Annotated in this window: 18 protein-coding genes and 1 tRNA gene; 2 read left to right on the top strand and 17 right to left on the bottom strand. The window is 68.6% G+C overall.

The features are described from left to right. The first annotated feature begins 26 nt into the window (after positions 1–26). Both AB0P18_RS12440 and AB0P18_RS12445 read left to right on the top strand, forming a co-directional pair. A tRNA-Pro gene (locus AB0P18_RS12440) sits at positions 27–100 on the top strand. A gap of 83 nt (positions 101–183) precedes the next feature. After that, positions 184–951: an HAD-IIB family hydrolase gene (locus tag AB0P18_RS12445; protein ID WP_344055207.1), complete on the top strand. Its 768-nt coding sequence runs from the start codon at positions 184–186 to the stop codon at positions 949–951. On the opposite strand, the gene AB0P18_RS12450 is transcribed toward AB0P18_RS12445, so the two are convergent. The 17 genes from AB0P18_RS12450 to AB0P18_RS12530 all read right to left on the bottom strand — a co-directional run bounded on the left by AB0P18_RS12450 (position 918) and on the right by AB0P18_RS12530 (position 17,482). Then, the gene (locus AB0P18_RS12450; RefSeq protein WP_363360286.1) at positions 918–2,180 is read right to left on the bottom strand and encodes an alpha-hydroxy acid oxidase; all 1,263 of its coding nucleotides are present in this window, start codon (positions 2,178–2,180) and stop codon (positions 918–920) included. The two genes, AB0P18_RS12445 and AB0P18_RS12450, sit on opposite strands and share 34 nt — an antisense overlap. 14 nt (positions 2,181–2,194) lie before the next feature. After that, the gene (locus AB0P18_RS12455; RefSeq protein WP_344055211.1) at positions 2,195–2,899 is read right to left on the bottom strand and encodes an FCD domain-containing protein; all 705 of its coding nucleotides are present in this window, start codon (positions 2,897–2,899) and stop codon (positions 2,195–2,197) included. A 76-nt stretch (positions 2,900–2,975) separates the two neighbouring features. Continuing rightward, positions 2,976–3,737, bottom strand: a complete 762-nt coding sequence (locus tag AB0P18_RS12460) for a hypothetical protein (RefSeq protein WP_363360337.1) — start codon at positions 3,735–3,737, stop codon at positions 2,976–2,978. 182 nt (positions 3,738–3,919) lie between these two features. Beyond that, positions 3,920–4,750 (bottom strand): hypothetical protein, encoded by an 831-nt coding sequence (locus AB0P18_RS12465; protein WP_363360287.1) that lies wholly within the window; start codon positions 4,748–4,750, stop codon positions 3,920–3,922. 20 nt (positions 4,751–4,770) lie between these two features. Beyond that, positions 4,771–5,433 carry a hypothetical protein gene (locus AB0P18_RS12470; RefSeq protein ID WP_344055215.1) on the bottom strand — a complete coding sequence of 221 codons (663 nt, stop codon included), beginning with the start codon at positions 5,431–5,433 and terminating at the stop codon, positions 4,771–4,773. Further along, positions 5,430–6,155 carry a hypothetical protein gene (locus tag AB0P18_RS12475; RefSeq protein WP_344055861.1) on the bottom strand — a complete coding sequence of 242 codons (726 nt, stop codon included), beginning with the start codon at positions 6,153–6,155 and terminating at the stop codon, positions 5,430–5,432. Before AB0P18_RS12475 ends, AB0P18_RS12470 begins: the two co-directional genes overlap by 4 nt. A gap of 1 nt (position 6,156) precedes the next feature. After that, entirely contained in the window at positions 6,157–6,855 is a 699-nt protein-coding gene (locus AB0P18_RS12480) for a hypothetical protein (RefSeq protein WP_363360338.1), read from the bottom strand. Positions 6,856–6,956: 101 nt separating this feature from the next. After that, the gene (locus AB0P18_RS12485) at positions 6,957–7,349 is read right to left on the bottom strand and encodes a hypothetical protein (RefSeq protein ID WP_344055217.1); all 393 of its coding nucleotides are present in this window, start codon (positions 7,347–7,349) and stop codon (positions 6,957–6,959) included. After that, positions 7,346–7,876, bottom strand: coding sequence for a type VII secretion system-associated protein (locus tag AB0P18_RS12490; protein WP_363360288.1), 531 nt, complete (start codon positions 7,874–7,876; stop codon positions 7,346–7,348). The genes AB0P18_RS12485 and AB0P18_RS12490 overlap by 4 nt, the downstream gene beginning before the upstream one ends. Positions 7,877–7,926: 50 nt before the next feature. Next, positions 7,927–8,514 carry a hypothetical protein gene (locus AB0P18_RS12495; RefSeq protein ID WP_363360289.1) on the bottom strand — a complete coding sequence of 196 codons (588 nt, stop codon included), beginning with the start codon at positions 8,512–8,514 and terminating at the stop codon, positions 7,927–7,929. Further along, positions 8,514–9,215 (bottom strand): hypothetical protein, encoded by a 702-nt coding sequence (locus AB0P18_RS12500; protein WP_344055863.1) that lies wholly within the window; start codon positions 9,213–9,215, stop codon positions 8,514–8,516. The genes AB0P18_RS12495 and AB0P18_RS12500 overlap by 1 nt, the downstream gene beginning before the upstream one ends. A 76-nt stretch (positions 9,216–9,291) precedes the next feature. After that, positions 9,292–11,004: an ABC transporter substrate-binding protein gene (locus AB0P18_RS12505; protein WP_363360290.1), complete on the bottom strand. Its 1,713-nt coding sequence runs from the start codon at positions 11,002–11,004 to the stop codon at positions 9,292–9,294. Between the two features lie 10 nt (positions 11,005–11,014). Then, positions 11,015–11,236, bottom strand: coding sequence for a hypothetical protein (locus tag AB0P18_RS12510; protein ID WP_344055223.1), 222 nt, complete (start codon positions 11,234–11,236; stop codon positions 11,015–11,017). A gap of 116 nt (positions 11,237–11,352) precedes the next feature. After that, positions 11,353–11,646 carry a WXG100 family type VII secretion target gene (locus AB0P18_RS12515; protein ID WP_344055225.1) on the bottom strand — a complete coding sequence of 98 codons (294 nt, stop codon included), beginning with the start codon at positions 11,644–11,646 and terminating at the stop codon, positions 11,353–11,355. Positions 11,647–11,751: 105 nt separating this feature from the next. Next, the gene (locus AB0P18_RS12520; protein ID WP_344055227.1) at positions 11,752–12,246 is read right to left on the bottom strand and encodes a hypothetical protein; all 495 of its coding nucleotides are present in this window, start codon (positions 12,244–12,246) and stop codon (positions 11,752–11,754) included. Further along, positions 12,243–12,821, bottom strand: a complete 579-nt coding sequence (locus tag AB0P18_RS12525; RefSeq protein WP_344055229.1) for a hypothetical protein — start codon at positions 12,819–12,821, stop codon at positions 12,243–12,245. Before AB0P18_RS12525 ends, AB0P18_RS12520 begins: the two co-directional genes overlap by 4 nt. 104 nt (positions 12,822–12,925) lie before the next feature. Further along, a complete protein-coding gene (locus tag AB0P18_RS12530; protein ID WP_363360291.1) occupies positions 12,926–17,482 on the bottom strand; it encodes an FtsK/SpoIIIE domain-containing protein in 4,557 nt (1,518 codons plus the stop codon). Between the last annotated feature and the right edge of the window lie 44 nt (positions 17,483–17,526).

Consider the following 17,526-nt stretch of genomic DNA (forward strand, 5'->3'; position numbering starts at 1 on the left):
TTCGGGGTAGACTCGACTGGTTGCCACGGGGTGTGGCGCAGCTTGGTAGCGCGCGTCGTTCGGGACGACGAGGCCGCAGGTTCAAATCCTGTCACCCCGACAGCAGAGAGGCTCCGTCCGCCTGGTTTCTCCAGGCAGACGGAGCCTTCGCTGTCCCTCCCCCACACACGACAGGAGCACCGCATGCCGACTCCCCGCCTCGTCGCCTTCGACCTCGACGACACGCTCGCCCCCTCCAAGAGCGCGATCGATCCGCGGATCGGCGAACTCCTGGTCGCGCTGGCCGAGCGCGTCGAGGTGGCGATCATCTCGGGCGGTCAGCTCGAGCAGTTCCGCGTGCAGGTCGTCGATCGCCTGCCCTCGGCATCCGCCGACGTGCTTTCGCACATCCACCTGCTGCCGACATGCGGCACGCAGTACTACCGCATCGAGGACGACGAGATCACGACCGTCTACGCGCACACGCTGACGGACGACGAGAAAGCCCGCGCACTCGCGGCCGTCGAGGGCGAGGCCCGCCGGCTCGGTCTGTGGGAGTCAGAGACCTGGGGGGACATCCTCGAGGACCGCGGATCGCAGATCACGTTCTCCGCGCTCGGTCAGAGGGCGCCCCTGGACGCCAAGACCGCATGGGATCCCACCGGCAGCAAGAAGAACGCCCTCCGCGAGGCCGTCGCCGCCGTCCTTCCCGACCTCGAGGTCCGCTCGGGCGGATCGACCTCCGTCGACATCACCCACCGCGGCATCGACAAGGCGTACGGCATGCGCCGTCTCTCCGAACAGACCGGCATCGAGCTCGCGGACATGCTGTTCTTCGGCGACCGCCTCGACCCGGACGGCAACGACTATCCGGTTCTCGCGCTCGGGGTGCCCTGCCAGGCCGTCGAGGGCTGGGAGGACACCGCCGAGCACCTGGATCAGCTGACGCCGACCCTGCCCGCGAGAGGCTGACCCACCGGCACCAGGCGCGCGAGCTGGGTCACGTGGCCCGGCTCGAGCTCCGCGACCGAAGCGACGCCGAGGAGCTGCATCGTGCGCTCGATCTCACTGCGCAGGATCGCGATCGTCCGATCCACGCCCTGGCGCCCTCCGGCCATCAGCCCGTAGAGATACGCACGGCCGATGAGCGTGAACTTCGCGCCGAGGGCGAGCGAGGCCACGATGTCGGCCCCGTTCATGATCCCGGTGTCGACCATCACCGTCGCATCTCGTCCCACTTCGCGCACGACGTGGGGCAGGAGGTGGAACGGGATCGGCGCGCGGTCGAGTTGCCGACCGCCGTGGTTGGACAGGACGATGCCGTCGACACCTGCGTCGATCAAGCGGACGGAGTCCTCGACGTTCTGGACGCCCTTCACGACGATCTTGCCCGGCCACATGCTGCGGATCACGTCGAGGTCGTCGTAGCTGATCGTCGGGTCCATCGCGGCGTTGAGCAGTTCGCCGACGGTCCCTCCGGTCGTCGAGAGCGACGCGAACTCGAGTTTCGGCGTCGTGAGGAAGTCGTACCACCACCACGGCCGCGGGATCGCGTTCATGATCGTGCCCACCGTCAGCTGCGGCGGGATCGCGAAGCCGTTGCGCTTGTCACGCAGACGAGCACCCGCGACCGGGGTGTCCACCGTGAACTGCAGCGTGTCGAACCCCGCCGCCGCCGCGCGCCGGACGAGCCCATAGGAGATGTCCCGATCGCGCATCACGTAGAGCTGGAACCAGTTGCGCCCGTGCGGGTTGGCCTTCTTCACGTCCTCGATGGAGGTCGTGCCGAGCGTGGAGAGCGTGAAGGGGATGCCGGCGGCACCGGCCGCGGACGCCCCGGCACTCTCTCCCTCGGTCTGCATGAGCCTGGTGAATCCGGTCGGTGCGATGCCGAACGGCAGCGCGGACGGGCCGCCCAGGATCTCGACGGACGTGTCGACGTCCGGGGCGGGTTTGAGGATGCCGGGGTGGAATTCGATGTCCTCGAACGCCTGGCGGGCCCGGGCGAGCGAGAGCTCCGCCTCGGCGGCGCCGTCCGTGTAGTCGAACGCCGCTTTGGGAGTGCGCCGCTTGGCGATCGCACGCAGATCGTGGATCGTGAGCGCGGAGTCGAGGCGACGCTTCCGACCGTCCAGTTCGGGCTTCTTGAACTGCATCAGCTCGAGCAGCTCGGTCGGTTTGGGGAGTTGGCGTTTGACCATCGGTGGTCCTTTCGTCAGGTGCGGGCCAGGCCGGCTTCGGCGTAATAGCCGGAGATGTGCTCGCGGATCAGGGTTCGCGCCGACGCCGCGTCTGCGCTGTCGACGGCCTCGAGGATGGCGCGGTGCTCGGCGCGCAGACGAGCCGCCGTGGACGGCCAGTCAGGGATGCGCGCGGCGCCCGCCTGCACGTAGGTCTCGATCGAGGTGCGGAGCCCCGCCATCATCGCGGTGATCACCACGTTCCCCGACGCCTCGGCGAGGGCGAGGTGCAACCGGGCGTCCAGCGCCAGGAACTCTCCTGCACTCAGGTCATCGGCATCCATCGCGTCGACGATGTCCAGCGCCGCCTGCGTCGACTTCGTGCGGTCGGCACTCAGGATCTCGACGACCGCCGCCTCGAGGATGAGGCGTGTGGCCACCACGTCGTCGAGCGGGAAGCCGTGCGCTGCGACGTGCAGGCGCAGGAGGGCCGACATCCCGCCCTGCGGTGTCGCGATGATGATCGCTCCCGCCGTCGGGCCCGAGCCGGTGCCGGTGCGGAGCAGGCCCATTACCTCCAGAACCCGAAGCGCCTCGCGCACACTGGATCTTCCGACGCCGAGCGTCGAGGCGAGCTCGCGCTCGGGCGGGAGTCGATCACCGGGCGCGAGGACGCCGTCGAGAAGGTCGGATTCGATCTTCTCGAGGACGACCTGCCAGGTGCGCGCTTCTTCGGGCACGACGCTCCTCTCTATGGTCTGACCACAGTAGCGTCTATGGTCAGACCACACAACCGGAAGACCGCCTCGGTCGCCGTCAGTCGCGGTCGGAGTCGACCTGACTTCGCAGCGACTCATCGTCCAGCAGCGGCAGATCGGCGCGTGTGACGACCTGAGACGTCACGGCGTACTCCACCAGCCGGGCGCGACGATTCGTGGCGAGCTTGCCCGCACCGCCCCGGAGACCCTGTACGCCTATCCGATCCAGCTTGTCGCAGACGTTGTCGAGTTTCCGATTGAACTTCGTCATCGTCCAGCCCAGCCGCCGCGCAGCGGCACTCGAGGAGGGCAGTTCGTTCATGCTCACTCCCTCGCGCCGCAGCATGGGCTCGGCCAGCGCCACCATGAGCTGCTTCTGGAGCGGCGTGAAGCTCGCCGGCATCACCGTCGTCTCGCCGCTCATCGTCGCCTGCACCTGCCGGGAGACCTCGTACGGCGCCTCGTCCGTGTGCAGGCTCAGCTCATACGTGACCGGGCCGGCGGTGAAGACGATGACGCTGCGCTCGAAAACGAGCGGCATCCGGGCCCCCGGCGAGAGCCAGGACTGCACCGCTCCCCCGGCGCTGGAGATCGTCGCAGCGAGCAGAACGCCGACGTTGGCCAGCCACCAGAATCCGTCTCGATACTGCAGCTCGAGGAAGTGGCGATGCAGGTACGGGTTGTCGTCGATCTCGAGGTCGCCTTCGCGGCCGATGATGAACGCGGAGTCGGGAGGAACGTCGATCCACTCGCCGGCGAACTCGAGCCGGAGGGGTGCAGCTTCGGCTTGCCTTCCGGCGTCGGTGCCCGTGGATTCCATCTCGGTGTTCGCAGCAGCTCTGTTCACAGTGGTTCTCAGCATTCACGTCGGTCTCGTGACATTCCCCCGGCGACAGTCTGCCAGCCGCGCGCGTCATCGAGGGTCGGATGCGCGCAGATCCACCACGTGGGCCGACGACCATCCCGCGTCGATGCCTGCGCGGTCTGCGCCGACGGCCGCTTTCACCGAGGAGCTGCGCCGGGAACGAAGTAGCGCAGCGGGGACAACCCCGTGCGCACGACCGCGTCCCCTGCCGCGCTGAGGAACTCTTGCATCGTCGCGACGCTCACCGAACCGGCCGGGTCGGCGATCATCACGTTGTCCACCACGGGCAGGAGGGTGGCCGTCCCCTTGGGCCACGCCGCGAAGGTCAGCGTGACGCCGTCCTCCCTCACGTGGATCTTCGGGTCGGCGAGGTGGACGTCGGGGCGCGCGAGAGCCGCGCTCTGCGCTTCGTATGCCCGCACACTGAACAGACGCAGGACACGCTCGATCCGAAGCCCGAGCTGCGCGAAACGCTCCTTCCAGCGGAACGGCCTCCAGGCGCCATCGATCAGAACGACCGGGTGGGCGCTCACGAGCGGACCACCCTCATCGAACAGCGCCTCGGCGATATCGAGGACCCGAACGATTCCCGCCTCGTCGTCGGCACCCACGATCACGACCGCGCTGCGCGACAGAGCGAACACGACCGGATCACCCGCGAGGGCCACCACGGCGATGCGCTCCGGCTCGATCAGGATGCCGGCCGCCAGAGCCTCGTCCTGGATCAGGACGACGCCGTCATCGGAGTCAGGCAGGGAGGAGACGGTCGGCAGCGAGTCGACGACGGCCGCGGCGAACGGGCGCGTCATCGCATCGGCCTGCCCCTGCGTGACGACGACGCCGTCCTCCGCCAGGCCGACGAAGATCTCGCCGCCCACGTACTCGACGCGCGGGTGCGCGGAGCCGGGTGCCGTGATGGAGAGAACGCCCAGCTCGCTCGCACCGTAGATCTGCGGGGTGGTGGTCACGTCTACGTCCTCCGGGGTCATCACTTCTCGTTCTCGTCCTCTTCTGCAAGGCTAGCCCTGGCCTCCGCGCCGCCCGTGCGCGCGACCGCGATGACGTCCCGCCAGGACCACGCGAGATCGAGCCCCGTCATCTTCTTCGCAGCCGTCGGTCGGCGCTGCGACACCCAGCCGATCGGCACGACATGGACGGCCATGCGCCTGACCGGCGCCGGGATCGGGTCGCCGTACACGACGAGGACGATCGCCGAATCACCGGTCTCCCACCAGTCGGCTCGCCGCGCGTCCGTACGGACGAGTTCCCGCGCGTAGGGTGTCGGTGCGGTCTCGTCACCCTCCAGATGGATCCCGATCTGTGCACCATGGCGGTACTCGCACGCGGACCGGATCGCCGTCCACAGCTCGCCGGCCCTGGTGCGCAGCGTCTGGTCATCGTCGTCGGGGATCCACGCGAGCGGCACGATCCATGCGGTCCCGCGCGAGAGGGCGGGTACCTCGCTCATCAGCCACTCGTCACGCCCCCCACCGGAGGTCACCGGACGCGTGAGCCGGGACTCGATCGCGGCGACGATCTCCTCGCCGCTCGCGACGAGCTTCTCGGCACTGTACGAGATCACCGCCCCGGTCTGCACCGACGTGGGAGCGAGAGCGGTCGACCGGATCACGGGGTCACCGAAGCCGCTCATCGGTGCAGCGTCAGGCTCTGTGCCGTGCCCGGCCAGAGACCGGGGTTGTAATCGGTCCCACCTCTGTCCAGATTGCCGATGCCGGTCGCGCTGCCGGGGACATCCATGACCGCCTCCGGGACGCCGGTCGGAAGGTATCCGCCCGGGATCCAGTTCTCGTTCGCTCCCGCTTCGTTGCCTGACGGCATCCGGAGGTTCTCGAGCTCACTCGGATCGAAGTGTCGGATCTCCACGTCCACCGGGTTGCCGTCCGGGCCATAGAAGTATTTGCGGTCGATTCCCAGAGCGTCGGCGACGTCGTCGGCTCGTCCGCCGGTCCGATCGAGGATGTCCTGCAGCTCCGAGGTGGGGAAGACGAACGTCGACCCGTCGGCTTGTCCCGGTCCGTAGCGATGCAGCGAATCCGAGAAGTAGATGCGGCTCGCCCCGTCGTCGAAGCGCGCCAGATGCTGAGAGATGTAGTCGGAGTCGAGGTAATCGCTCGGGTCGGGGGCTTCGCCCTTCCAGCTGACCACGGAATCCGGTGTCCAGTCCGTATCCGACCGCCACGCCTGCTGCAGCGGATGCACGACATCGGCGGAGTCGAGATTCTGGACGTCGCTCGTGTTCCGGTGCTGCTTCTGGCCGTGCTTGCGGAACATCTCGGAGAGCTGACGGACGTGCACCGGCATGTCGTCCAGGGCATCCTTGAGTGGCCGGATCACGGCCTTCCCGATACTCATCTCAGTCACCGCCGATGTTGAGGCCGGCAAGATCGGACATCAGGCGGTCGGTGAGCGTCTCGACGTCCGCCGCGTGCTGCTCCATCTCGCCCTCCGCCTGCTCGAGCGCCTGCAGGTCGGCATAGAACTCGTCCGGGTCACCGGCGACCGCTTCCACGATCGGCGATTCCAGCGCGGCCATGATGATGCCCGGAAGCTCGTTGACCAAAGGTTCGACCGCCATGGGCAGCACCTGATTCAGCACTTGCTCGATCGCGATGTCGACGGCGGCATTGAGCAGCTTCTTCTTGATTATCAGCATCGGACCGGCACCGACGGCACTGATCGGATTGGTCAGCATCGCCACAAGGGTGATCATCGTCGCCGTCACGTCGGCGATGACCTTCATCTTCAGCGCGAACACCGCATCCGCGGCGATGTCGACGCCGGTCGGCACGGGACCCAGGATGTCCAAGAGCTTCTGCAGGTTCTGCGACCGGTTCGCGTTCCACGCCGCCACATAGGCGGGACCGGCCTGACCGCGCATCGCGGCCGCCAGGTCGCCGTTGACCTTGCGATCCATGACCTGGATCTTCGATTCGAGATCGTCGCGGAACACGCGCACCATGCCCGACCCACGACGCAACTCGTCCTCGTCGATGTCCGGCCACTCGAACCCGAGCTTCTCCATCACCCAGACGAGCTCGTTCGGCAGCATCATTCCCACGGCTCCACCTCCTCTTACGACCCTACGGTCGCGGCAGCGACAGTCCGATGGGGAGTACTCCCCCCGTAGGCATCGCGTGCTGCACGGGTCGGCCGCTAAAGACCCCAGACGCGATCGGCCTCAGCCTCCTGAAGCGCGACAGTGGTCACGGTCGCGGGATCGACGGGCGAGAAGGTGTCGACGTACGGGGCGAGTTCGCCGGGCTCGAGGCGATAGACGGTCAAGCCTCCGCCTTGGTCACGGGCCATACCACTCGGCCACACGCCCGGAAGCGCGCCGGCGACACCGACACGCCACCCGTCCGGCTCGAGCTGTCGTCGGATCCGGCACAGCGCTTCGAACGCGTCGCTCTCCCGCGCCACCACCGTCTCGAACGCCGGCGAGCTCAGTTCCACGACCCAGCCGCGCTCCTCATAGCGCCACGCGATCGCCGCTTCGGCCTGTTCACCTGCGCGGGCGACACGGATCGACTGCGGACTCTGAATCACGAGCGGAGCACCGCTGACGGCAGGACGATGGCCGAAACGTGGGCGCCTGGGTTCACCGCGATGCGCACGCCCTCGGGCAACGCTGCCGCGAGGTCGGCGCCGGTGATGGCCTGGTGGTCGGAAGAGCCGGATGCTGCTGCTTTATCGGCGTCCGTGAAGGCGTACGCGAGCCGGCCGCCATCCTGGGCCGGCGCCAAGAAGATCCCGTCGTCAGGACGACCGTAGGTGAAGACCGTAGACGCGGCGAATTCTTCGGCGAGTCTGGAGTTGGGCAGGTATCCGCACAGCACCAGCTGCAGGACACGCTCGAGTGGTGACGAGGGCTCCGCCCAACCGCGCGCCTGCGGCGTGGGCAGGTAGTCGGGATTGGGGGTGAACTCTTCCCCCAATTCCCCCTGCGCGTCGGACTGCCATGCCCCGACGATCCCGTGGGGCGGCACGGTGCCCGCGGGGTCGAACCCGGGATCGATCGCGTATACCCACGTACCGGGATTGGCTTTCGCCTGTGCACGCAGGGCGTCCGTCACGGGGGGAGCCTTCGCCGGTTCGGTCATCTGTGTGTTCCCGTCGTCGCCGGTCATCTGCCACCACTGTAATTGGGGTTCGGAATGAACTCGCCCAGGTCGCCTCCCGGCAGGACCGGGTTCGCGCCGACGACGCTCTCAGCGGGCACCCCGCCCTGGAACGCGATCTCGAACTCCGGCGCCGGTTGATGCGGAGCGAACGGACCATTGGGCATCGTGGCATCGACGTCGATGCCACCGGGGGCATCCACGGTGTACCGCCACGCAGATCCCCAGCGACGGTAGAGATTCTCGTCACGCGACGTGCTGACGAAGTTGGATGGAGCGTTGGTGCGCACGAAGTGGTCGAGGTCGTTGTTGCCGGCGTCCAGGACCTGGAATCCTTCGCTGAAGATCACGCTCGGCGGACGATTGTCGGCGCGGAAGAGCAGCTCCGTCGATGTGCGGTCGACTCGATCGGTGCTGTTGCCTGTCAGCGCAGGGGGTGCCTCGAACACGTCGACGTCATCGACGCCGCGGCGGACCGTGCCGAATTGATCGGTGAGCCTGTCCGCCAACCCGGGCAGCCTGTCCTTGGTGTGCCCGAGGCCCTTCAGGACCGCTTCCTTCAGTTCGCGGATGACGGACTTGATCCCACTCATCAGACGTCACCGCCGAAGTCCAGCGCCGAGAACTCCACGAAGAAGGTCGACGTCACGGTCTGGATGTCGGCTCCGTGCAGCTTCATCGCTGTCTGTGCCTCCTGAAGCGCTTGCAGATCGGCGTAGAACTCATCCGAGTCGCCAGCCGTCGCCTCGACCATCGGTGCATCGAGGATCGCATCCACGACCGCCGGAAGCTGTTCCGACATCGGTTCGATCGCCATCGGCAACAGCTGGTTCAGCAGCTGCTCCACCGCGATGTCCACGGCCGCGTTGAGCAGCTTCTTCTTGATCAGCAGCATCGGCCCTGCGCCGAGCGCGGAGACCGGATTCGTCAGCATCGCCACGAGCGCGATCATGGTCGTCGTCACATCGACGATGACCTTCATCTTCAGCGCGAGGATCGCTTCGGCGCCGATGTCCATCGCCATGGCCGCCGGCGGCATGATGTCCACCAGCTTCTGGATGTTCTGCGACCGATTCGTGTTCCAGGCACTCACGACCGCGGGACCGGCCTGCCCTCTCATCGCCGCCGCCACGTCGCCGTTCATCCGCGAGTCGATCGCCTGGATCGCGGTCTCCAGGTCGTGGCCCAGATTCCGCACCAGGACGGCGCCCTTGCGCACTTCGTCCTCGTCGATGTCCGGCCACTCGAATCCGAGCTTCTCCATCACCCAGACGAGCTCGTTCGGCAGCATCATCCCCACGACCGCACCTCCTTCTTCGACGCTACGGACCCCTGCTCCGTCCCGCGATGGGCAGAACACCCCACCGCTCTCACGGGATGACCTCCCACTGCACGGCGCCGGCGGTCAGTGACGCTCCCCGACCGTCTCGAGCGGCGATACCCGCGACCGACTTGTCCGTGACCGTGATCACCGGGTTGAGCGCGATCGGCAGGGCGACGGCGTCGCGGATGATCGCCGCTTCGATCTGAGCGCGCACATCCCGCTCGGCATACACATCGGTCGTCGTCGCCAGCTGACCGATGAGTGCGTCGACCGCAGGATCCGCGAGGCCGACCAGCGACGCGAGCCCGTCGGTACCCCACTGCGCGCCGATCTCGTCGGCGGTCTGCGGGATCGTGACGCGCACGAGTGCGGCTTCCCAGCCACCCTGCTCGAGCGCACCCGCGAGGTCCTCGGTGCCGCAGTCGCCCACGTTCCAGCCCGCTTCCGCAGCGGCATCCCGAGCGGCGGAGAACGCTCCGGCGGCGAACTCGTCCGCGCGGTCGAAGACGATGCACACGGGCGTCCCCGCGGCGATGCCCGCGGCTTCGCGCTCGCGGCCCGAGTCGTCGGCACCGGTCAGCGCGGCGGCGAAACCGGCGTCCTCGACGATGATGTCGTACGCGCGACCTCCCGGCGCCGCGAGCAGCGCCGAGCTCGCGGTGTACGCGGACGCCCATGCGCCCGCTCCGCGTTCCATGAGCGCCGCCGACGGGATCGCGCGGAGGAACGCCGCGCGCGCCGGCGTCGCACTGAAGACACCCCCGGGCCGGAGCAGGAGCGTCCACACCGTGCCGTCGTGGGTCGTGTCGACGGGGAAGTCCCTGCGTTCCAGGTCGTCGATCGCCTCGCGGTTCGCGGCAAGGGGGGCGACCTGCACCACGTCCACACCGGCACCGACCTCGGCCACCGGATCGGCACCGGCGGGGACGAGCTCGATCTTCGCGACTTTGGGCGTCGCAGCCCCCCGGTAGGCGGCGTTCGGGACGAGAGTGAGACTGCGGCCCTGGGCGTCGGCGGCGACCTCGTCGACCCGGAACGGCCCGCTCGAGATCAGCGCGCCATCGGAGACCTTGCCGCCGACCGTGAAGCCCTCGCGCCACACTTCGGCGATCGATGCCAGGGCAGCGGTGTCATCCTGCTCGATCGCCGTGATGAGCGCCTGCTTCGCCTCCATCGGATCCTCGACACCGAGCGCGGATGCCGCGACGACATGCGCGGGCACTGCGACGGTGAGGCGGCTCTGCCAGTCATCGATCGCCGCCGGATAGGTGACCTCGATCGCACGCGCAAACTCGTCGATCCGGGGAACCTGCGTCGCGGCATCCGTCGGCAGAGCGTCCCCCGCCGTCGCGCTGCCGTCCACGCTCGGCGGCGTCACGTCGATGAATCCGGATGCTGCCGCCCACCCCAGCAGCAGGTCGGCGGCGTCCAGCGGGATGCCGTCGGACCAGGCGGGCTCGCGCAGGTCATAGCGCACCGTGAACGGGTCGTCGCTGACGATCGAGACCGTGCCGAAGCTGTCGTCCGCCACGAACTCGCCGTCCACGAGATCGCCGAATCCGGCACGCGTCATCGCCGCGATGTCCAGATTGCCGGGTGTCGGCGCCGCTTCGGCGTTCCCCGAGGTGAACGCGGAGGGCCACCCCACGGTGACCGCCGAACCCGGCACCACGGTCTCCGGGAGAGCCGGAGCGCAAGCCGTCACGCTCAGCGCGAGGGCGACCGCCAAGAGTGCCGCGATGCGGCGTCGTGCGCTCATGAGGAGAGGGTCAGACGAGGTCGGAGCCGTCGTCACCCTCGGCCATCTCGCGGAAGCGCTCGCTCTCTTCGCTCTCCAGCCAGGCGCGGGCGTGCTCGAGCAGGACCGCGGGCGAGTCCTCCGCCTCCGCGGCCGTGTCGAACGGTCCGATCGTGTCCTCGGACGGACGCTGATCCGCGCGCTGCACCGACTGCGTCGTGAGGTTGTACCAGTAGGGCGCTCCGCCGCTCATTCTTCTCCTCCGCGCATCCGTTCGATCCTAAGCGCCGATGCGGGGCACCCCGCACGACAGAGGTCGTGGCGACGGTCCACGGACCGGCGCCACGACCTCGATGTCAGCTCGATGACTCAGCCGCCGGCGAGCTCGGCGTCCTTGTCGCGGATCGAGTCCGCCATGCGGTCCAGCGCCTGGGCCATGTCGTTCACGGCCTCGGCCGCATCATCCAGCGACGACGTGAGCTCGGAGTACGCGGTGGAGTACGCCTCGGAGGCGTTCTCGGTCTTGAAGCCGTCCTGGACGAGGTCGTCGATGACGCCCTGGAGTTCCTTCAGGGTGTCGGTGACGGTGCTGCGGCCATCGCGCAGGCGCGCTGCCGCACTCTCCATCTCGCTGTACGTTGCTCCGAAATCATGTCCGGCCATGAGAACCGCCTCCTGCGTTCGTCGTGGTGAGGCTCTGCGGCCTCTCGTGTTTCGAGGCTAGCCAAAGATCCCGAATCGGCACACGGGCAGGGGTACCCATGCCCATCACCGAGGCTCGGACTGCGCCACCGAGAGATCCAGCTCGCGGCGCGCGTACGCGTCGGGGACCGTGTCGGTCCGTACGAATGCGGCGAAGATCTCCGCCGCCTCGTCGGCGGTGAAGATCTCGCGAAGGAGAACCCGCACCGAGCGGTCCGGCCCGATGGGCACCAGGACGGTCTCCTCGGTCCCTGCATCCGCGGCCTGCCTCCTGCCGATCGTGTACAGGTGGTGATCGCCGTCCTCACCGCGCAGACGCGCTTCCACCGTCATCGCCTCGGCGGAGCCTGCGGCCTGGATGAACGTCTCCGCGTCGTCGTCGCGCGTGACGACGATGCTTTCCGGGTTCGATCCGCGCCAGAGCGTGTAGGTGAACCTGCTCGTACCGTCGAGCTTGCCGAGGACGGCGCGCACGTGCTCGGCGATCGGCCGGCGGCGCTCATCGATCCAGCCCGTCTGTCCTCGTGGCGTGGTCTCGGCAAAGGGGCCGTACGTCGTCATGGTTCCTCCCGGATGATCACCCTCGTGACCAGGATCTCATTGCCGTCCAGTGTGCCGCGTGCGGGCGCCCCCGCGTTCACCGCATTGTCGAACTGGTACTGGGTGTTGCCCGGCTGAAGATACTTCGCCAGCGCGCCGCCCGATTTGATCTCGATCCCGTCGTACGTGTTCTCCCCGTCGCCGTTGGCCACCAGACCGTCGTACTTGCGTCCGTTCTGCGGCGATCCCGGATAGTCGACGCGGACCTGCGTCGTGATGACCTCGACATCGTTGTCCTCCGCGTAATGCGCCAGGCCGAGCTGCTCCTTGTCCACCCAGGGCTTGTTCTCCTGGCCGGTGGCGTATCGCCCGCGCGCGTCACGGCCGTCGCCACGGTCCACACCCGGGCGGGACGCGTCGGGCACGTGGCCGTCGGGGGGCTGCACGCGGGTCGCGTCGAGATCGGTGACCTCGCCGGTGTTGCGGTTCTGCCTCTGCGCGTGCTTGCGGAACATCTCCGACAGCTGCCGGACGTGCACCGGCATGTCATCGAGCGCGTCCTTGAGCGGACGGATCACGGCCTTGCCGATGCTCATCTGCCTACCGCTCGGATCGTCAGGTCCACGGCGCCACCTCCGCTCCGACCCTACGAGCGCCGGTCGGCGTCGGTCGATGGGCAGAACAACCCGCTCCGGTCCTCTCAGCCGCCCGCGGCGATCACATCGTCGGCGCGCCGGGTGTCCCGCGCCGTCGCCGGCGTGTCGGAGACGAACGGCATCTGCATCGTCACCGCACGGCCCGCCTGCACGAAGATGCCGCGTCCGACCGGGAAGTCCGAGCGCTTCACGCGTCCGAATGCGGTCTTGAAGATCGCCTCGCCGTCGTAGGTGTCCGGCTTGAGGACGATCCCCTGGCGACCGGTCTTCCATTCGCCGAGCACGCCGATGCTGCCGCTCGCGCGGGAGATCTCGGCTTCGCCGATCAGCAGATGATCGCTGTCGTTCATCGCCTGCAGGAGCGCCCGCATGGGCCGGTCCGCCGCACCGTCCGCGAGGTGGGGCATGTCCTCGACCACGATCATGATGCGTCCACCGGGCGACTCGCTGACGACGAGCTCCGCGAGCTCGGTCACGAGCTCCTTCTCGTCTTCGGGCCGCGTGGCGCTGCGCACCCACGGGCGGAAGTCCTTGAGCTCGGAGCGCCTGCTGCCGAGGTGGTACATCTTCACCTGCGGGTCGAAGCGCTCCATCGCGACGATCAGAGCCTTGAGCGCGTTCGTGCGACCCGACGCCGGCGGACCGGAGATCACGAACGAACCGATCGGCTCGAACCCGTGCGCGGCCAGCGTGTCGTCCGCGACACCGAAGACCGGCATCCCGTCGACCTGCGCCGGCATCTCGTCCGCACCGACCATGGTCGGCAGCGCGCCGATCTCGGGAAGATCGCGGACACCCTCCGAGCGCAGTCGCTCACCGAGCGCCGCGAGGGCCTCCGTCTGCTCGACGACGTTCATCGTCCCGCCGAGCACCGCGATCTGCGCCTCGTGGCCGTCCACGATCGCCCGTCCGGGACCGGACTGCTCATCCAGCACGTCACGTGGCGCCCCGAGCAGCATGTACTGGCTCGGATCGCCCATGCGCAGCACGACGCGTCGCGAGATGTTCGCGGCGACCGCGCTGGGTACGGCGTTGCCGCGGTCGGCCGTGAGCACGGTGTGCAGCCCGAGCGTGCGGCCTTCGCCGAGGATCCGCATGAAGATCCGGTAGAACGGTCCGCGGCCGGGGGCGACCTCCCAGTCCTTCTTGAACTCGGGATAGTTGTCGATCAGCAACAGGATGCGCGGCATCCGCGGGTCGCGCAGCTCGCGGTACTCCTGCACCGAGGCGGCGCTCGCGGCCGAGAAGGCCGCCGCGCGACGGTCCATCTCGGCATCCAGGGTGCGCAGCAGCCGCTGGATGCGCTCGACGTCCGCACTGTCGACGACCGAACCCACGTGCGGCAGCGCCGCGAGCGCGCCGAGGGCTCCGGATGCGAAGTCCAGGCAGTACACCTGAACCCGCCCGAGGTCGGGTCGCATGCCGGCCGCGGTGCCGATCGTCTTGAGCAGGGTCGACTTGCCCGAGCCGGAGGTGCCGTAGATCACGAGCGAGCCGTCGCGGTCCGGTGCGAACACGGCCGCTTGCTGCAGCTGTTTCTCGGGCACGTCCACGAGCGCGATCGGGATGCGGGTGTCGCCCTCGTTCGGCAGATCGCGCAGGTCCACCACGGGTGCGAGATCATCGAGCCACGGCCGGCGGGGCCGCTGAAGGCGCGCACGGTCGGCCGCGTCGATGAGGGTGGACACGATCCGCTTCTGGTCGTTCGGGCCGAGGTCCTCCTCGTGCGAGTCCGACTCGGCGAGGCCCTCCGGCTCCCATTCGCGCGTGGCGCCGAAACGCAGTTCGGCGACGCGCACTTCGGCGGCGGCGGAATCGTCCTCCGTCGTCCAGCCTCCGGCGTAGGCGGACTGGAACGGCACGAGGCGACCGGGGCCGGTCTTGGCGATCGCGCGCCCCGGTACGCTCGCCGGGAATGTCGCCGCGATCGCGTCGTCCACGACGTCCCGTGAGTCGGATTCGTCCGCCATGCGCAGGGCGATGCGCAGGTTCGTGTTGGCGCGCAGATTGTCCTTGATCACGCCGGCGGGCCGCTGGGTGGCCATGATCAGATGGATGCCGAGCGAGCGTCCCCGCTGGGCGATGTCGACCACGCCGTCGACGAACTCCGGCATTTCGGAGGCGAGCGCGGCGAACTCGTCGATCACGAGGACGAGCGCGGGCGGGCACTCCGGATCCTGGCGCTTCTCGAGCTCGAGCAGGTCCTTCGCCTTCTTGCGGTTCAGGAGGTGCTCGCGGTTCTGCAGCTCGGCCCGGAGGCTCGTCAGCGCGCGGCGCACGAGGTGGGGGCTGAGGTCGGTCACGAGTCCCACGCAGTGCGGCAGCTCGACGCAGTCCGCGAAGGCCGACCCACCCTTGTAGTCGACGAAGAGGAACGTCACGCGGTCGGGACTGTGCGCGGCGGCCATGCCGAGCACCCACGCCTGCAGGAACTCCGACTTGCCCGCACCGGTCGTTCCGCCGACGAGCGCGTGCGGGCCCTGCGTGCGCAGGTCGAGGGCCATCGCGTTGCTCGGACCCTGACCGATGATCGCGCGGAGGGTGCCTGCTTTCTTGAGTCGCGGGCGGGGGTTCGGGGAACGGTCGACGATGGTGTTGTTCTGTCGCCAGCGTTCGATCACGACGGTCGGGTCTTCGGCGATCGCGGGGTCGACCAGCTGCAGGAACATGACCGACGTCGGGATGTCGGAAGAGTCGTGCACGACCGTGCTCGCGTCCACCACGGGCGCGAGGCGTCGCGCGAACATCTGCATGTACGCGTTGGAGACGCCCTCGACCTGCACGTGCTCGAAGTTCTCGCCGTTGCGGACGAGACCCACGACCGCGTCCTGCAGGCCCGCGGTGACGTCGATGTAGCTCCGGCAGACCGCGGGCAGGGATTCCACGGTGGGTGAGACGAACACCGCGTGCACGCCGTGGTCCGCACCGCGCTCGAGGACGTCCGTGAGCCGACCGCGGTCCACGGGGGCGTCGCCCGAGACGAAGACCACGACCGAGATCGGCGGCGTCTTCTTGTGCTCGGCCGCGGCCCGCGCCACGTCCGTGCCGTACCGCAGCGGATTCCAGTCCTCCTTGAAGGGGCCGCGGGGCTCACCGCCACCGCCGGCACTCTCCGCGCGCTGCACGTACTCCTCGAGCGTGCTGAGGAGTGCGGATGCCGTCGGCGCGGAATCGGCGAGCGCCAGGTCGCGGAACGGGCTCTTCTCGCTCGAGGTGTGCGGCATCCACTTCAGCCAGTCCAGCTGGGGCGTCCACGTCGAATCGGCGAAGGCGACCGCGACGAGGTCGTTCGGCGCGTGCAGACCGAACAGCTGCACCGCCAGTCCTCGCATCGTGTCGGCGACGGGCCCCTCGGGACCGGCGATGCCGATCGAGCCCGCGTCGGCGAGCGTCTCGAAGACGGGGACGTCGTCCACGAAGGCGTAGCGCTCCCGCAGCCGGTCGACGCGGTCGATGAAGTCGGGCAGCCCCTCGGGCGTGTCGACGTCGTCGATGCTGTTGCGGGCCGGCAGGCGACAGCTGCCCAGGCGCAACGCGAGGAAGTTCCAGTGCTCCGGGCGGCGTGTCCACAAGAGCGGCCCCAGTCGCATCGCATGATCGAAGACTTCTGCCACCGGGGGCGCCTCGGCGTTGCGGGCGAGCTCCTCCTCCGGCTTACCCCGGAAGAAGTCCTCCTCGAGCTGCTCGTACTGCCGCTCGAACAGGAGGATCTCGTGATTCTCGCCCTTCTTGCTCTGCGCGGACTGGTTGATGATGTTGCCGAACGCCATGAGCGGCGTCATCACGATCAGCAGGAGAGAGCGCGGGTTGCCGTTCAGCGCGTACAGCGCCATGCCCATGAGGATCGGGGCGATCAGGATGGGCCAGGGGAACAGTCGGCCGATCTTCTCGGTAGGCAGGCGCGGCACCTTGAACAGCGTGCCGGGATACCGCACCTCGACGCGGGGGCTGCGGTTGAACAGCAGCCCGCCGCCGCGTTCGATGATGGGCTCCTCCGTCGCCGAACCGTCGAAGGACCGCGCCCGGCGCAGCACCAGGGTCGTGCCGCCGATCACGAACGGCTCGCCCTCCTCGACGCGGACGCGCTGCACGGCGACGCCGTCCACGAGAACGCCGTTGGCGGAGTTCAGGTCGACGATCTCGATGTGCGTGCCGATCTCGAGCCGCGCGTGGCGTTTGGAGACCATGGGGTCGGCGAGGACCACCTCGTTCGCGGCGTCACGTCCGAGCGTCGCATGGCCGGCCGCGATCGGGAACTCCTGACCGGCGAGCGCACCGGCGGTGGCAACGAGCACCCCGACGGTCTCGCGCCGGTCGGCGACGGCGTAGTCCGGCCCGTAGTTGACGATGGATGCCGCGAATCCGGATCCGATGGCGGCCTCGCCGATCGGTACGTCGGGCTGCAGCGGCACGAGCCGGTCCCCGGTCGGCGGGGCGACCGCGAGCGTGAGCACGTCCTCGTCCGAGAACGGGGTCGAGCGTGTCGGGTCGGCCGCGGCGACATGACGCGCCACGTCACCGGCGGTCGCGGTGGAGTCCGCCGTGATCACGATGTCGACCGGGTCTCCGCTCGGCCGTCGCATCGTCAGTTTGAGCCTCACGCCGCTCTCCCACTCCTGCCGGCCGCGCCGGCGTTCATCATCCG

The sequence above is a fragment of the Microbacterium sp. NPDC064584 genome (assembly GCF_040687315.1).
Lineage (GTDB): Bacteria > Actinomycetota > Actinomycetes > Actinomycetales > Microbacteriaceae > Microbacterium > Microbacterium lacus.

Coding starts and splice junctions, on each gene's coding strand:
- AB0P18_RS12445 (WP_344055207.1), top strand. CDS start 184: ATGCCGACTCCCCGCCTCGTCGCCTTCGACCTCGACGACACGCTCGCC.
- AB0P18_RS12450 (WP_363360286.1), bottom strand. CDS start 2,180: ATGGTCAAACGCCAACTCCCCAAACCGACCGAGCTGCTCGAGCTGATG.
- AB0P18_RS12460 (WP_363360337.1), bottom strand. CDS start 3,737: ATGGAATCCACGGGCACCGACGCCGGAAGGCAAGCCGAAGCTGCACCC.
- AB0P18_RS12470 (WP_344055215.1), bottom strand. CDS start 5,433: ATGAGCGGCTTCGGTGACCCCGTGATCCGGTCGACCGCTCTCGCTCCC.
- AB0P18_RS12475 (WP_344055861.1), bottom strand. CDS start 6,155: ATGAGTATCGGGAAGGCCGTGATCCGGCCACTCAAGGATGCCCTGGAC.
- AB0P18_RS12480 (WP_363360338.1), bottom strand. CDS start 6,855: ATGATGCTGCCGAACGAGCTCGTCTGGGTGATGGAGAAGCTCGGGTTC.
- AB0P18_RS12495 (WP_363360289.1), bottom strand. CDS start 8,514: ATGAGTGGGATCAAGTCCGTCATCCGCGAACTGAAGGAAGCGGTCCTG.
- AB0P18_RS12500 (WP_344055863.1), bottom strand. CDS start 9,215: ATGATGCTGCCGAACGAGCTCGTCTGGGTGATGGAGAAGCTCGGATTC.
- AB0P18_RS12505 (WP_363360290.1), bottom strand. CDS start 11,004: ATGAGCGCACGACGCCGCATCGCGGCACTCTTGGCGGTCGCCCTCGCG.
- AB0P18_RS12510 (WP_344055223.1), bottom strand. CDS start 11,236: ATGAGCGGCGGAGCGCCCTACTGGTACAACCTCACGACGCAGTCGGTG.
- AB0P18_RS12515 (WP_344055225.1), bottom strand. CDS start 11,646: ATGGCCGGACATGATTTCGGAGCAACGTACAGCGAGATGGAGAGTGCG.
- AB0P18_RS12520 (WP_344055227.1), bottom strand. CDS start 12,246: ATGACGACGTACGGCCCCTTTGCCGAGACCACGCCACGAGGACAGACG.
- AB0P18_RS12525 (WP_344055229.1), bottom strand. CDS start 12,821: ATGAGCATCGGCAAGGCCGTGATCCGTCCGCTCAAGGACGCGCTCGAT.